Origin of the sequence: Paenarthrobacter nicotinovorans, from assembly GCF_021919345.1 — a bacterium.
GTDB lineage: Bacteria > Actinomycetota > Actinomycetes > Actinomycetales > Micrococcaceae > Arthrobacter > Arthrobacter nicotinovorans.
In genome coordinates, this window is sequence record NZ_CP089293.1 from 152,793 (window position 1) to 168,115 (window position 15,323).

Annotated in this window: 9 protein-coding genes and 2 rRNA genes; 8 read left to right on the forward strand and 3 right to left on the reverse strand. The window is 61.6% G+C overall.

Annotation, left to right across the window (positions count from 1 at the left end; all coding sequences use genetic code 11):
- Positions 1–354 precede the first annotated feature (354 nt).
- Together JMY29_RS00745 and rrf are read left to right on the forward strand one after the other, a co-directional pair.
- A 23S ribosomal RNA gene (locus tag JMY29_RS00745) occupies positions 355–3,498 on the forward strand.
- A 150-nt stretch (positions 3,499–3,648) separates the two neighbouring features.
- Positions 3,649–3,765 (forward strand): 5S ribosomal RNA (rrf, locus tag JMY29_RS00750).
- 95 nt (positions 3,766–3,860) lie between these two features.
- Here rrf and JMY29_RS00755 read toward each other — a convergent pair.
- The 3 genes from JMY29_RS00755 to JMY29_RS00765 all read right to left on the reverse strand — a co-directional run bounded on the left by JMY29_RS00755 (position 3,861) and on the right by JMY29_RS00765 (position 6,519).
- Positions 3,861–4,694, reverse strand: a complete 834-nt coding sequence (locus tag JMY29_RS00755; protein ID WP_018780095.1) for an alpha/beta fold hydrolase — start codon at positions 4,692–4,694, stop codon at positions 3,861–3,863.
- 64 nt (positions 4,695–4,758) lie between these two features.
- The gene (locus JMY29_RS00760; protein WP_018780096.1) at positions 4,759–5,613 is read right to left on the reverse strand and encodes an alpha/beta fold hydrolase; all 855 of its coding nucleotides are present in this window, start codon (positions 5,611–5,613) and stop codon (positions 4,759–4,761) included.
- A gap of 9 nt (positions 5,614–5,622) precedes the next feature.
- Positions 5,623–6,519 carry an alpha/beta fold hydrolase gene (locus JMY29_RS00765; protein ID WP_018780097.1) on the reverse strand — a complete coding sequence of 299 codons (897 nt, stop codon included), beginning with the start codon at positions 6,517–6,519 and terminating at the stop codon, positions 5,623–5,625.
- 76 nt (positions 6,520–6,595) lie between these two features.
- Between JMY29_RS00765 and lysS the strand changes: the two genes are divergently transcribed.
- The 6 genes from lysS (at position 6,596) to JMY29_RS00795 (ending at position 15,095) form a co-directional block, all read left to right on the forward strand.
- On the forward strand, positions 6,596–8,125 hold the full coding sequence (gene lysS / locus JMY29_RS00770) for a lysine--tRNA ligase (RefSeq protein WP_039239172.1): 1,530 nt from the start codon (positions 6,596–6,598) through the stop codon (positions 8,123–8,125).
- Positions 8,126–8,127: 2 nt separating this feature from the next.
- Positions 8,128–8,301 carry a hypothetical protein gene (locus JMY29_RS00775; RefSeq protein WP_018780099.1) on the forward strand — a complete coding sequence of 58 codons (174 nt, stop codon included), beginning with the start codon at positions 8,128–8,130 and terminating at the stop codon, positions 8,299–8,301.
- 129 nt (positions 8,302–8,430) lie between these two features.
- Positions 8,431–8,754 (forward strand): histone-like nucleoid-structuring protein Lsr2, encoded by a 324-nt coding sequence (locus tag JMY29_RS00780; RefSeq protein ID WP_189076344.1) that lies wholly within the window; start codon positions 8,431–8,433, stop codon positions 8,752–8,754.
- Between the two features lie 357 nt (positions 8,755–9,111).
- Positions 9,112–11,604 (forward strand): ATP-dependent Clp protease ATP-binding subunit, encoded by a 2,493-nt coding sequence (locus tag JMY29_RS00785; RefSeq protein WP_018780101.1) that lies wholly within the window; start codon positions 9,112–9,114, stop codon positions 11,602–11,604.
- An 80-nt stretch (positions 11,605–11,684) separates the two neighbouring features.
- Positions 11,685–12,908 (forward strand): glycosyltransferase, encoded by a 1,224-nt coding sequence (locus JMY29_RS00790; protein WP_189076345.1) that lies wholly within the window; start codon positions 11,685–11,687, stop codon positions 12,906–12,908.
- A gap of 84 nt (positions 12,909–12,992) precedes the next feature.
- On the forward strand, positions 12,993–15,095 hold the full coding sequence (locus JMY29_RS00795; RefSeq protein WP_189076439.1) for a S9 family peptidase: 2,103 nt from the start codon (positions 12,993–12,995) through the stop codon (positions 15,093–15,095).
- Positions 15,096–15,323: the final 228 nt, after the last annotated feature.

A 15,323-nucleotide genomic window follows, 5' to 3' on the forward strand; every position in this document is an offset into this window, starting at 1 on the left:
GGTGTGGGTTGTTGGGAACGTGTCCGGGGTGCGGCTGGTGGGGGTTGTGTTTGGCGCACTGTTGGGTCCTGAGGCAACAGGACCTTTTTGCAGCAATGCAGGGGGGCACTTCTGGTGTTTCTTTTGTTCCTGCAGCCGGTTCCTCCGGTCTTTGTGTTGCGGCCTGCGTGTGTGGGTTGTGGCGGGTTGGGGGGTTGGTTGATGGGGTTGTTGTTTGAGAACTACATAGTGGACGCGAGCATCTGGGACATACACGCTTTGGTGTGTGTGTTCCATACAGCAATTTCTTATGAATGAACCTTGGGCCGTAGTGGCTCGTGGTTCTCTCGAGTAAGTTTTTGATCATGTTTGTGTGGTCAAGTTTTTAAGGGCACACGGTGGATGCCTTGGCATTAGGAGCCGAAGAAGGACGTAGGAATCTGCGATAAGCCTGGGGGAGTTGATAACCGAGCGTTGATCCCAGGATGTCCGAATGGGGAAACCCCGCACAACGCTGTCATGGTGATTGTGTGACCCGCATCTGAACACATAGGGTGCGTGGGGGGAACGCGGGGAAGTGAAACATCTCAGTACCCGCAGGAAGAGAAAACAAGAGTGATTCCGTTAGTAGTGGCGAGCGAACGCGGATCAGGCTAAACCGTTTCCATGTGTGATAGCCGGCGGGCGTTGCATGGGCGGGGTTGTGGGACTTTCCGTTCTGGTTCTGCCGGGCCAGTGAGGTGAGAGTGCGTGCATAGGTGAACGGTCTTGAAAGGCCGGCCAGAGAGGGTGTGAGCCCCGTAACCGTAATGTTGTGTGCCGCCTGGAGAGTATCCCAAGTAGCACGGGGCCCGAGAAATCCCGTGCGAATCTGTCAGGACCACCTGATAAGCCTAAATACTTCCTAATGACCGATAGCGGACCAGTACCGTGAGGGAAAGGTGAAAAGTACCCCGGGAGGGGAGTGAAACAGTACCTGAAACCGTGTGCTTACAATCCGTCGGAGCAGTCTTGTTACTGTGACGGCGTGCCTTTTGAAGAATGAGCCTGCGAGTTAGTGTTACGTCGCGAGGTTAACCCGTGTGGGGTAGCCGTAGCGAAAGCGAGTCTGAATAGGGCGAGTGTAGTGGCGTGATCTAGACCCGAAGCGGAGTGATCTACCCATGGCCAGGTTGAAGCGACGGTAAGACGTCGTGGAGGACCGAACCCACTTCAGTTGAAAATGGAGGGGATGAGCTGTGGGTAGGGGTGAAAGGCCAATCAAACTCCGTGATAGCTGGTTCTCCCCGAAATGCATTTAGGTGCAGCGTTGCGTGTTTCTTGCCGGAGGTAGAGCTACTGGATGGCCGATGGGCCCTACAAGGTTACTGACGTCAGCCAAACTCCGAATGCCGGTAAGTCAGAGCGCAGCAGTGAGACTGTGGGGGATAAGCTTCATAGTCGAGAGGGAAACAGCCCAGACCACCAACTAAGGCCCCTAAGCGTGTGCTAAGTGGGAAAGGATGTGGAGTTGCGAAGACAACCAGGAGGTTGGCTTAGAAGCAGCCATCCTTGAAAGAGTGCGTAATAGCTCACTGGTCAAGTGATTCCGCGCCGACAATGTAGCGGGGCTCAAGTACACCGCCGAAGTTGTGGATTTCACACAGTACCCTAGCCTTCGTGGTTCAGGGGTGTGGAGTGGTAGGGGAGCGTCGTGTGGGCAGTGAAGTCGCGGTGGAAACCAGCGGTGGAGCCTACACGAGTGAGAATGCAGGCATGAGTAGCGAAAGACGGGTGAGAAACCCGTCCGCCGAATGATCAAGGGTTCCAGGGTCAAGCTAATCTGCCCTGGGTAAGTCGGGACCTAAGGCGAGGCCGACAGGCGTAGTCGATGGACAACGGGTTGATATTCCCGTACCGGCGAAAAACCGCCCATGCCAAGCGGGGGATACTAACCGCCCGGAGCCTGCCCGCTCACCCTTGTGGTGTTGTGGGTTTTGGCCGAGCGCGGGACCTGATCCCGGGAGGTAAGCGTATTAACAGGTGTGACGCAGGAAGGTAGCCGGGCCGGGCGATGGTTGCCCCGGTCTAAGGATGTAGGGTCAGGGATAGGCAAATCCGTTCCTGTGTGCTTCGAGCACGTTCCTGAGATCTGATGGGACTCCCGTAAGGGGGGATCCGGTGATCCTATGCTGCCAAGAAAAGCATCGACGCGAGGTTTTAGCCGCCCGTACCCCAAACCGACACAGGTGATCAGGTAGAGAATACCAAGGCGATCGAGAGAATTATGGTTAAGGAACTCGGCAAAATGCCCCCGTAACTTCGGGAGAAGGGGGGCCTGCCCCGTGATGGAGACTTGCTCTCCGTGAGCGGGTGTGGGCCGCAGAGACCAGGGGGAAGCGACTGTTTACTAAAAACACAGGTCCGTGCGAAGTCGCAAGACGATGTATACGGACTGACTCCTGCCCGGTGCTGGAAGGTTAAGAGGACCGGTTAGCCACTTGTGGCGAAGCTGAGAATTTAAGCCCCAGTAAACGGCGGTGGTAACTATAACCATCCTAAGGTAGCGAAATTCCTTGTCGGGTAAGTTCCGACCTGCACGAATGGAGTAACGACTTCCCCGCTGTCTCAACCATAAACTCGGCGAAATTGCAGTACGAGTAAAGATGCTCGTTACGCGCAGCAGGACGGAAAGACCCCGAGACCTTTACTATAGTTTGGTATTGGTGTTCGGAGTGGCTTGTGTAGGATAGGTGGGAGACGTTGAAACCCGGACGCCAGTTCGGGTGGAGTCATCGTTGAAATACCACTCTGGTCACTTTGGACATCTAACTTCGGCCCGTGATCCGGGTCAGGGACAGTGCCTGATGGGTAGTTTAACTGGGGCGGTTGCCTCCTAAAAAGTAACGGAGGCGCCCAAAGGTTCCCTCAGCCTGGTTGGCAATCAGGTGTCGAGTGTAAGTGCACAAGGGAGCTTGACTGTGAGAGAGACATCTCGAGCAGGGACGAAAGTCGGGACTAGTGATCCGGCGGTACATTGTGGAATGGCCGTCGCTCAACGGATAAAAGGTACCTCGGGGATAACAGGCTGATCTTGCCCAAGAGTCCATATCGACGGCATGGTTTGGCACCTCGATGTCGGCTCGTCGCATCCTGGGGCTGGAGTAGGTCCCAAGGGTTGGGCTGTTCGCCCATTAAAGCGGTACGCGAGCTGGGTTTAGAACGTCGTGAGACAGTTCGGTCCCTATCCGCTGCGCGCGCAGGAAATTTGAGAAGGGCTGTCCTTAGTACGAGAGGACCGGGACGGACGAACCTCTGGTGTGTCAGTTGTACTGCCAAGTGCATCGCTGATTAGCTACGTTCGGATGGGATAACCGCTGAAAGCATCTAAGCGGGAAGCTCGCTTCAAGATGAGATTTCCATACACATTATGTGTGAGAGGCCCCCAGCCAGACCACTGGGTTGATAGGCCGGATGTGGAAGCGAGGACTAAAGACTCGTGAAGCTGACCGGTACTAATAGGCCAACAACTTACACCACACACAAAACACTGCACGCGTCCACTATGTGGTTCCCGAACAACAACCGTTCCAGGAACCAACAACAACAACAACTACATAACACCACAGTTGTAACCACAAAGCTTCCCACCCACCCCCACACCAACGGGGTCGGGACGGGTAACAGAGTTACGGCGGTCATAGCGTGGGGGAAACGCCCGGTCCCATTCCGAACCCGGAAGCTAAGACCCACAGCGCCGATGGTACTGCACCCGGGAGGGTGTGGGAGAGTAGGACACCGCCGGACAACCATTAACGAAGAGCCCCAACCACGGTTGGGGCTCTTCCATTTAACAAAGCCAGTCAGGCCCCAGCGGGCTGCAGCCGGATCGCCCGCTGAAACTAGCCGGAGAAGAACTCGGACAATTCCGAGATCAGCTTGTCCGGGGCTTTGTTGGGGCCGTCGTGCCCGAAGCCGGGAAGGATGGTGTAGCTGGACCCGGACAGGACATCGTGGATCTGTCCGCAGGCAACACCGAAGTAGGCGGGGCTCTTTTCACCCACCACGATCAAGGTCTCCAGCGGCAGTGCCAGGAACGGCTCGGCGGGCATGTCGGCCGCAATGACGGCCTTGATTTCCCGGACGCCGCAGGTCATGAGCTCCCGCATCTGCTTGCCGACAGGGGTGCCGGCGGCCAGCTTGTTGGCCAGTGTCAGCATCGAGAGCGGCATTCGCGCGAAAGCGCCGCCTGTCTCAACTCCCTTGATGAGGACGGCGAGGGCGCGGTCGTAGTCTCCCGCCGCCGTCGCGCGTTCATAATCGGGCGTCCAGTCGGCTTTGACGCTGTGGTTGACCGACACGGCGGGATCGTAGACGGCCAGCCGCTCCACCGGGAGCGTGCGTGCTGCATGCAGCGCCACCGCACCGCCGAAGCTATGGCCGAACACGTCGGTGCTGGACGTGTGCTCCATAACCGTTTGAAGGTCCCGGATATCGGCTTCCAACGTGTAGTCCTCGGCTTGGGGCGATGAGTCGCCCCTGCCACGCCGATTGAACGTGTGGACCGGCCGGCCGAGCGCCTCACTGAGCTTCTGGGCGAAACGCGTGTAATCGGAGGCGGTCACCATGGAGGCAGGAACGACGACTACGCCGGAGCCTGCCGCTGCCAGGTCACCACCTGTGGTGAGGAGTTCGAGGTGTCCGCCGTCGTGGGTCATGATGATGTCGCGCGTCATGTCTTGAGCCTAGCCGAGCCACCCGACAGCCGGCCGCATGGCAACCCCGTATGTGGATACCGAATCAGCTCTTGAAGTACTCCGAGATATCCGAAACCAGTTCATTCACTGCCGCGGGGACTGAGCCATGGAAGCCTTTGGGGGAGACTTCCAACGTGCTCCCTGGGACGGCCCTGTTCAACCTGGCTGCGGCGACTTTGTAGAACTGCGGGCTTTTCTTGCCCACCATGAAATGGGTGTTCGACGGCAGCACAGCGAAGTCCCGGGGCGTGTCAGCGTCCTCGAAGGCGGCCTTCAGCTCGCCGACACCGGAGGGCAGGAGTTCCCGGAAGACCTTGTTCACCTTGGTACGTGAAACCACTGCCATGAGTCCTGCCAGGATGGGCTCGGGTACTCGTGCCAAGGCTGTTCCGGGCTCCATTCCACGCCGCATCCGTGCCATCGCGCGGTTGATGTCGCCCTTGTCCACAGCGTCCGCGAAGCCGGGCAGCCAATCCAGGTCCATGCTTCCGTCGATGTTGACGGCGGCATCGTAGACAGCGAGTTTGCCGGGTTCGTGGCCGGTCCCGGCGAAGTCCTGTGCGGCATTCAGCGCGACGGATCCGCCCAGGCTGTGGCCAAGGATGTTCCGTGCACCGGTGGCGTCCATAACGGTGCGGACATCCTCTACTTCCGTCGCCATGGAGTAGTTGTGCGGCTGCCCTGTGGACTTTCCCCGGCCACGGCGGTCGTAGACGTCCACGGCCCAGCCGTCACCCAGGCCCTTGGCCAAAGCGATGGAGAACGGCCGGTAGATGAGGGCCGTCAGAAACGCGCCCCCGATCAGCACCACCCTGCGCTCCCCGGGCGCCTCTTCGGCGCCGTAGCTGTACAAGGCGAGCCTGCCGCCGTCGTGTGTCCTGATCCCGCGTTCCTTCACCGGAACATCTTAGGTGGCTTCTGCCTGTCCTACGGGGAGGTGGTTCCCCGAGAGGAACCGGGCCACCCGTGCGGCAAGCCGCCGTCCCGGGCGCAGCGGGCCTTCGTGGAATTGCAGCGGCACCTGCGCGAATGCGATCGCGGGCACCGCGCCGGCCAGCGCCCGGGCCGTTTCGGCGAAGTATGACGGACTCCAGCCGCCGCTGAGCATGAGGGTTGGAGTGGAGATTTTTGTGAAGTCCCCAATGTGCGCGTCGGCGTCAAGGACCGCCCGCATTTCCACGACGGCGGTGGGCAGCAGGGAACGCATCTCCAGTCCCAGCCTGGTTTGGGCGGACAGCACACTCAAAGTCCGCAGGGCCCGCATCGGAAGATAGGAAATCGGGCCAGCCGTTCCCAACCCCTGTACAAGGTGTGCCCAGGCCTGGTCCAATTGGCCCGCGGTGACTGCTTCCTCCAGCTCCGGCCGCCACCGGCTGCTCAGGTTGCCGGACAACGACACCGCGGCGTCGTAGGTGACCAACCGGTTGATGGTGGTCCGCCGTGCGGCCTGGAGCGCCACGAACCCACCGTAGCTGTGCGCTACGACGTCGGTGGATCCGCTCTTTTCCATGACTGCCTGGAGGTCCGCGATCTCAGTGTCGACGGAATAGCCCGGGGGCTGCGGTGCCGAATGGCCACGGCCGCGGCGGTTGTAGCTGTGGACCGGGCGGCCCAGCATCACGCTGAGGGTACGCGCGAACGGCCAGTAGAGGGCGTCGGTCACCAGGGTGCCGTGGACAAGCACGACGCCGGCCGTTTCCGCGGGCGCTTTGGAACCGGGGATTGTGGCAGCCGACGCGGGCCTGAAGCTGTGCACCTCAAGGTGCCCGCCGCCGTCGTTCGTTTCAACTGTCCATGTCTCCACCGTCCGAGTCTATGCTTTTCACCGTCGGGCGAAGTCCGGAAATGAAGGTCCGCAATCACCGGTAAACTTAAGGACTGTGACTTCCGCAAACACCCCAGCCCTGAACACCTCCGCAGAGCCCGTCGACGCCAGCGAGCAAATGCGCATCCGCATGGAGAAGCGCGCCAAGCTGATCGAGCGGGGCACAGAGGCTTATCCGGTGGGTGTCGAACGGACCCATTCCCTCGGCGAAATCCGCGAGAAATACGGGCACCTCCAGGCCGATGAGACCACCGGAGACGTCGTAGGCATCACCGGCCGCGTGGTCTTTGTGCGCAACACCGGCAAGCTCTGCTTCGCCACCCTCCAGGAAGGCGGCGTGGACGGCAAGGGCGTGCGCGTGCAGGCCATGCTGAGCCTCGCGAACGTAGGCGAAGAAGCACTGGCCGATTGGAAGGCCCTGGTCGACCTCGGCGACCACGTATTCATCAAGGGAGAGGTCATCTCCTCCCGCCGCGGCGAGCTGTCCGTGATGGCAGATTCCTGGTCCATGGCTTCCAAGGCCCTGCGCCCGCTTCCCGTGCTGCACGCAGAGTTGAACGAAGAAACCCGCGTCCGCCAGCGCTACGTGGACCTCATGGTCCGTGACGAAGCCCGCGAGATGGTTTACAAGCGTGCCGCCATCACCCGTTCGGTCCGCGACACCCTTGACCGCCACGGATACGTGGAGGTGGAAACCCCGATCCTGCAGCTGGTCCACGGCGGCGCCACGGCCCGTCCGTTCGAAACGCATATGAATGCATTCGACCAGAAAATGACCCTCCGCATTGCCACGGAGCTTTTCCTTAAGCGCGCAGTCGTGGGCGGAATTGATCGTGTTTACGACATGGGCAGGGTCTTCCGCAACGAGGGCGTGGACTCCACCCACAGTCCGGAATTCACCACGCTTGAATGCTACGAGGCATGGGCTGACCAGTTCGTCATGGCCGATCGCATGAAGGAAATCATCCTGAATGTGGCAGATGTTGTGGGTACCCGCACCATCCAGACCGAAGCCGGGGAAATAAACCTCGACGGCGAGTGGGCCTGGCTTGCGGTATACCCCGGTATTTCCGAAGCAGTGGGCGTGGAAATTACGCCGGATACCACCGTGGAGGAGTTGTTGGCGATTGCCGCCAAGCATGACGTCAAGGTGGACCCGAAATGGGATGCCGAGAAGATCGTGGTGGAACTCTTCGGCGAAATCGTCGAGCCCACGCTCCTTAACCCGACTTTTGTCTATGACTACCCGCCGTCGGCCCAGCCCCTGGCCCGCCCGCACCGCGAGGATGGCCGCCTGATTGAGGCCTGGGACCTCATTATTGGCGGAATGGAGCGCGGTACTGCATTCTCCGAGTTGATTGACCCTGTTATCCAGCGCGAACGCCTCACGGAGCAATCCCGCAGGTCTGCCGCCGGTGATGAAGAAGCCATGCAGCTGGATGAGGACTTCCTCCGCGCACTCGAATATGGCGCGCCGCCCATGGGTGGAATCGGACTTGGCATCGACCGCCTGGTCATGTTGTTCACCGGTGCCGGAATCCGCGAAACCATTCTTTTCCCCTTGTTGAAGCCTGAAGGGCACTGATCATGGAGTACATCGCAGTCCTGGCGCCGTCCGTGGTGGTCGGTTTGATTTTCTGGTTCGCCATGAAGTCGATCTTCAACGCGGATAAATCCGAGCGCCAAGCGGAAGCCCGCGCGCAGGAGGAGGCCAATTTGAGAAATCAGGGTCCGGCTCCGGAAGGTCCAGCGGCTAAATAAGCCCGCAATTGGCTTCCGCTAACGGAGGAATCCAATTGTGCTTTGACGTGCATGCTTGCCGTGACAGATAATCAAGAAAGAAACCCGGGGAATTTCTGATTATCCAACCCTCCGAATGAGAGGCAACTCATGGCACAGAAAGTAAAAATCATCCTCGTCGATGACCTGGATGAAGGGGCCGCGGACGAAACTGTCCGCTTTGGCCTGGACGGCGTGAGCTACGAGATGGACCTGTCCACCGCTAACGCAGCTTCCCTCCGGAAGGCCCTGGAACCATACGTAGCCAAGGCCCGGAAGACTTCCGGTCGTGCAACGAGGGGCCGCGCTACTGCAGCCCGTAACCAGGATTCCGCGCAGATCCGGCAATGGGCCCGTGACAACGGTTACATGGTCAACAGCCGTGGTCGTATTCAGGCAGAAATTCAGGAAGCTTACCAAAAGGCCAATTCCTGATTCATCACTTCAATGCCCCGGCAGATGCTGCCGGGGCATTCGTTGTTTAAGCGGGGTTTGTTTAGGCTCCGGCGAGCCCATGGCTGGGAATATTCTGTGAATCCCCTGCCCGGGTGGAAAGGCTCCTTAGAGCCCATTTTTGATTCACCGCGATTCCAGGGGCCCGGGTCCGAAAACCCACAGCCCGGGTTCCGCCTGCGGGCAGGGCGGCAGGGTGTCACCGCCGGCGCTTCCGGTCAAGGCTGCCAACTGGATTTATTCCGCAACGACGTCATGTTTCCCCTGTGGCGAACACGCTCCAAAAGTGTTGCCCGGGCACGTAGCATCAAAGTACGTCGTAGCTAGGAGTGTGGCGAAATGTTTGAGAGATTTACGGACCGTGCCCGTCGCGTGGTCGTCCTTGCCCAAGAAGAGGCACGGATGCTCAACCACAATTACATTGGTACCGAGCACATCCTCTTGGGTCTGATCCACGAGGGTGAAGGCGTTGCAGCCAAGGCGCTCGAGTCCCTGAGCATTTCGCTCGATGGCGTTCGCGAGCAGGTGCAGGAGATCATCGGCCAGGGCCAGCAGGCCCCGTCCGGTCACATCCCCTTCACGCCGCGCGCCAAGAAGGTGCTTGAGCTTTCGCTCCGCGAGGCACTGCAGCTCGGCCACAACTACATCGGTACTGAGCACATCCTGCTCGGCCTCATTCGCGAAGGCGAAGGCGTTGCCGCACAGGTGCTGGTCAAGCTTGGTGCCGACCTCAACCGGGTCCGCCAGCAGGTCATCCAGCTGCTCTCCGGCTACCAGGGCAAGGAGACCGCAGGCAGCGGCTCCGGCCAGGGCCAGCCCGAAGGTACCCCCGCCGGCTCAGTGGTGCTGGACCAGTTCGGCCGCAACCTGACGCAGGCTGCCCGCGAAAACAAGCTCGATCCTGTGATCGGCCGCGAGCAGGAGATGGAACGCGTCATGCAGGTCCTCTCCCGCCGCACCAAGAACAACCCTGTGCTGATCGGTGAGCCGGGCGTCGGCAAGACCGCCGTCGTCGAAGGCCTCGCCCAGGCGATCGTCCGCGGCGATGTCCCGGAGACCATTAAGGACAAGCAGCTCTACACGCTGGACCTTGGCTCACTGGTTGCCGGCTCCCGCTACCGCGGTGACTTCGAAGAGCGCCTGAAGAAGGTCCTCAAGGAAATCCGCACCCGCGGCGACATCATCCTGTTCATCGACGAGATCCACACCCTCGTTGGTGCAGGTGCTGCCGAAGGCGCCATTGATGCTGCGTCCATCCTGAAGCCGATGCTTGCCCGTGGCGAACTCCAGACCATTGGTGCCACCACCCTGGACGAGTACCGCAAGCACATCGAGAAGGACGCCGCTCTTGAGCGCCGCTTCCAGCCGATCCAGGTCAAGGAACCCTCCGTCGCGCACGCGATCGAGATCCTCAAGGGCCTTCGCGACCGTTACGAGGCACACCACCGCGTCACGATCACCGACGGCGCCCTCGCCTCAGCCGCGCAGCTGGCCGAACGCTACATTTCGGACCGCTTCCTGCCGGACAAGGCGATCGACCTCATCGATGAAGCCGGCGCACGCCTGCGCATCCGTCGGATGACGGCTCCGCCGGAGCTCAAGGCCATGGACGAGCGCATTGCCGAAGTGAAGATGGAGAAGGAATCCGCCATCGACGCCCAGGACTTTGAGGGTGCTGCCTCACTGCGCGACAAGGAGCAGAAACTCATTGCCGAGCGCGCGGAGAAGGAACGCAACTGGAAGTCCGGCGGCATGGACGACATTTCCGAGGTTGACGAAGACCTGATTGCCGAAGTTCTTGCGAACTCCACGGGCATCCCTGTCTTCAAGCTCACCGAGGAAGAGTCCTCTCGACTGCTCAAGATGGAAGACGAACTGCACAAGCGCGTCGTCGGCCAGGACGAGGCCATCAAGGCCCTGTCGCAGGCCATCCGCCGCACCCGTGCAGGCCTGAAGGACCCCAAGCGTCCCGGTGGCTCGTTCATCTTCGCCGGCCCGACCGGCGTCGGAAAGACCGAACTCGCCAAGGCTCTTGCCGAGTTCCTGTTCGGTGAAGAGGACGCCCTCATCACGCTGGACATGTCCGAGTACTCCGAGAAGCACACGGTTTCGCGTCTCTTCGGTGCTCCTCCGGGCTACGTCGGCTACGAAGAAGGCGGCCAGCTCACCGAGAAGGTCCGCAGGCGTCCGTTCTCCGTGGTCCTGTTCGATGAAGTAGAGAAGGCCCACGCGGACCTCTTCAACTCCCTGCTGCAGATTCTGGAAGACGGCCGCTTGACCGACTCCCAGGGCCGCGTGGTGGACTTCAAGAACACCGTGATCATCATGACCACCAACCTTGGTACCCGCGACATCTCCAAGAGCGTGGCCACGGGCTTCCAGTCCGGCACGGACACCCAGACGGGCTACAACCGGATGCGTGCCCGGGTCACGGAAGAGCTCAAGCAGCACTTCCGCCCCGAGTTCCTCAACCGTGTTGACGACGTCGTGGTGTTCCCGCAGCTGACCCAGGACGAGATCATCGAGATCGTGGACCTGTTCGTCACCCGCCTGGAGCGCCGCCTCAAGGACAAGGACATGGGCATCGAACTCACGCCCGCAGCCAAGGTACTTTTGGCCACGCGTGGTTACGATCCCGCCATGGGTGCCCGACCGCTGCGCCGGACCATCCAGCGCGAGATCGAGGATCAGCTGTCCGAGAAGATCCTGTTCGGTGAGATCCACTCCGGCGACATCGTCGTGGTGGATGTGGATGGCGAAGGTGACGACGCCAAGTTCACGTTCGAAGGGAACGCCAAGCCGCGCATCCCGGAGATCGCTCCCACCGCGTAAGGCACATAGCCTCACAGCACAAGGCCCCGCCCGCTCCGCAAGGAGCAGGCGGGGCTTTGTGCAATCCGAGAAAGGAATTCATGCGCGTTTTGATGGTGGCTCCGGGCACGCGGGGTGACGTTGCCCCCATGGCCGGGCTAGGTAGCCGCTTGCAGGGCCTGGGCTTCGAGGTTGCGATTGCGGCCAACCCTGCCTATGCGCCTTTGGTGGTGGATTCGGGGTGCGAATTCAGGCTCCTGCCCGGTGACCTGGCGGCTTTGATCAGCCACCCGGCCCCGGGTGCAAAGGCCCCGGGTGCAAAGGCCCAGGGTGCAAGCGTGCTCGATTTCTGGAGAAACCTCCGGGAGTACATGGACCATGCCGCCACCGGCACTCTCGCGGCGGCCGAGGCTGGGGCCGACGTGATTCTGGCCAATTCGGTGGCGCCCTACGCGTATGACGTTGCGGAGGCATTCGGCATTCCCGCCCTCGGGGCACACCTGCAGCCGACCGAACCAAGCGCCGCCTATCCGCCTGTGCTGATGAACTCGGCACGCAGTCTTGGTTCGCTGGGGAACAGGATCATTGGTGAGCGCGCATCCGCTGGCCCGGCGCCCTATGACGCCCCCAGCGCCCGCCTTCGAAAGGCGCTGGGGCTGAAAAAGGAAAGCCGTGCGGCCGGAGAGCGGAGGCGAAGGAAGGCATCGGCCACTGTCCTGCACGGCATCAGCCCGACCGTTCTCCCGAGGCCCGCCGATTGGCATCCCGGCTTGGTGATGGCCGGATACTGGTGGCCCGCCGTCAAACAGGATTGGCAACCGCCTGCTGGCCTGGTGGATTTCCTGGCCGACGGTCCGCCGCCTGTTTTCGTGGGCTTTGGCAGCAGTGCACACATTGACCCGGAGTTCATCCTCGAAGCCACGCGCCGCGCCGGGGTGAGGGCTGTGGTGCAGGGCGTGGAGGAGTCCCTGGGTCCGGACGCGATCGGCATCGGAAGTGTTCCGCATGAGTGGTTGTTCCCGCGCATGGCTGCCGTGGTTCATCACGCAGGGGCGGGAACAACCGCCGCCGGCTTGCGTGCCGGTATGCCGACCGTGGCCGTGCCCGTTTACACGGACCAGCCTCTCTGGGCTTCCCGGGTGGCCGCCCTCGGTGCCGGACCCGGGCCAATCCCGTACAAGAAGCTCACTGCAGAACGGCTCGGAGAGGCCATCAATCAGGCCGTGAACACCCCGTCGTATGCACAGCGGGCGGAGGAACTCGCGGCGCGCATAGCTACCGAAGATGGAACCGTCGCAGTAGTCGAGGCTTTGCGGCGCCTCTGAGACCTTGGGGAATATCTGAAAGTACTGTTTCACTCTGAGTGAAAACATGTGTGATCAGGAGCACATTTCGTGTTGAATCAGAGCATGGACTCTGCTGACACTCATGCCTCGGGCGAACAGCCCGAAACACCGTTCCACGATCTGGACCACTACCTCTCCATTCCACGGGTTGCCGGCCTCACCCTAAGCCCGGACGGCAAGCGCCTTGTCACCACCGTGACGACGCTGAACGGCAAGGCGACAGAATTCGCTACGGCCCTCTGGGAGCTCGACCCCAGCGGCCGGAACCACGCACGCCGCATCACCCGAAGCGCCAAAGGTGAGGCCGGCGCCGTCTTCGCCGCCAATGGCGACCTGTACTTCACCTCGGCGCGCCCGGATCCGGAAAGCCCGGACGCCGACCCCGTCAACGCACTATGGCTGCTCCCCGCGGACGGAGGAGAAGCCCGCGTGGTGCACTCCCGGGCCGGCGGGATCAGTTCCGTCATGGCCGCGAAGGACGCAGACGCGACCTTCGTCAATGCCGAGGTCCTGGCCGGTTCCACGGACGAGGACAACGACGAAGAACGCCGCAAGGCCCGCAAGGATAAAAAAGTTTCCGCCATTCTGCACACGGGCTACCCCGTACGCTACTGGGATGCCGACCTCGGTCCCGCAGAGCCGCGGCTCTTCGCTGTGGAGCCGGGCGAGGCGAAGGAGCCCGGCAAACCTTCCACCGTGGATGCCAGCGCGCCGCTCACGCTTCGCAACTTGACGCCCGGCGTCGGCGGTTCGCTGCGCGAGGCCAAAACCGTGGTGAGTCCCGACGGCAAGACCATCTACACAAGCATGACCAAAGCGCTTGCGAAAGCAGACAGCCGCGAGGTGCTCGCCGCCGTCGACGTCGCCACGGGCGCCATCAAGGTGCTGCTGGACCATGAGGGCATGAGCTACTTCCCTGGGCCGGTCGGCCCGGACAACCGCACGCTGGTGGTGGAGAGCGAAAGCGACACGACGCCCACGCAGGCGCCCCAGGTAAAGCTTCACCTGCTGAACGTTGCGGGCGGAGAAACCACTGATCTGGAGCCCCTCGCCCACCAGTGGGACCGATGGGCAACTGCGCTCGCCTGGCTGCCGGACGGCTCTGCCATCCTTGCCAAAGCGGACGACGACGGCGCGTCGCCGATTTTCAGGATCAACGTCGCCGACGGTGGCGTTACCCAGGTGACGAAGGACGGTGCGGCGTACACCGACGTCGTGGTTTCACCCGACGGAACCACAGCGTATGCGTTGCGCAGCTCGTACGGGTTCCCGCCCGAGGCCGTGCGGATCGACCTCGCCACCGGAGAAGTGGTCCGGCTGCCGGCGCCGGCGGAACGTCCCGCCTACAAGGGCAGGTTGGAGCGTGTGGAGACGACGGCGGAAGACGGCTCACGCGTGCCCGCTTATCTGGCGCTCCCGGACAAGGCCTCCGCAGACAGCCCCGCACCGCTGCTCCTGTGGATCCATGGTGGCCCCCTGGGCTCGTGGAATGCCTGGACCTGGCGCTGGAACCCGTGGCTGTTGGTTGCCAAGGGCTACGCCGTCCTGCTGCCGGATCCCGCCCTGTCCACGGGCTACGGGCAGGAATTCATCCAGCGCGGCTGGGGTGAATGGGGAAAGAAGCCCTTCACGGACCTGATGGCTATTACTGACGCGGTTGTGGCTAGGCAGGACATTGACGAAACAAGGACTGCGGCCATGGGTGGCTCGTTCGGCGGCTACATGGCCAACTGGGTGGCCGGCCAGACGGATCGGTTCAAGGCGATCGTCACCCACGCCAGCCTGTGGGCGCTGGACCAGTTCGGTCCCACCACCGATGCGGCCCAGTACTGGCTGAAGGAAATGACCGTGGAGATGGCCATGGCCAATTCCCCGCACCTGAACGTGGGCAACATCAAAACGCCCATGCTGGTGATCCATGGAGACAAGGATTACCGGGTGCCGATCGGTGAAGGCCTGCGTCTTTGGTACGAGCTCCTGTCCTCCTCCCAGCTGCCTGCTGATGAGAATGGCCAGAGCCCGCACCGCTTCCTGTACTTCCCGGACGAAAACCACTGGGTGCTGCAGCCGCAGCACGCGAAGGTCTGGTATGGCGTGGTGGAGCACTTCCTGGCCAAGCAGGTGCTGGGTGAGGACGTTGCGCTGCCGGAGGAGCTGGGGGTCTGATGCAGGCCGGCAGCTTGGCGGATCAGCTTCCGCACAACCGCCGGATGCCGGGGGTGTAGGCGTTGGGAATCTCCAGTATTCCGCGGTGCTGCCAGATGCGCTTGCGGCCGTGGCCTGGCGTTGGATGAACTTTGCGAACTGGAAGCCGATTCCGTGCGCAAGAGGATTGCTGTCGTACCAACTCTTAGGCCAATAAGTCTTGGCGCAGGACCGCGGCGCCCACGTTTG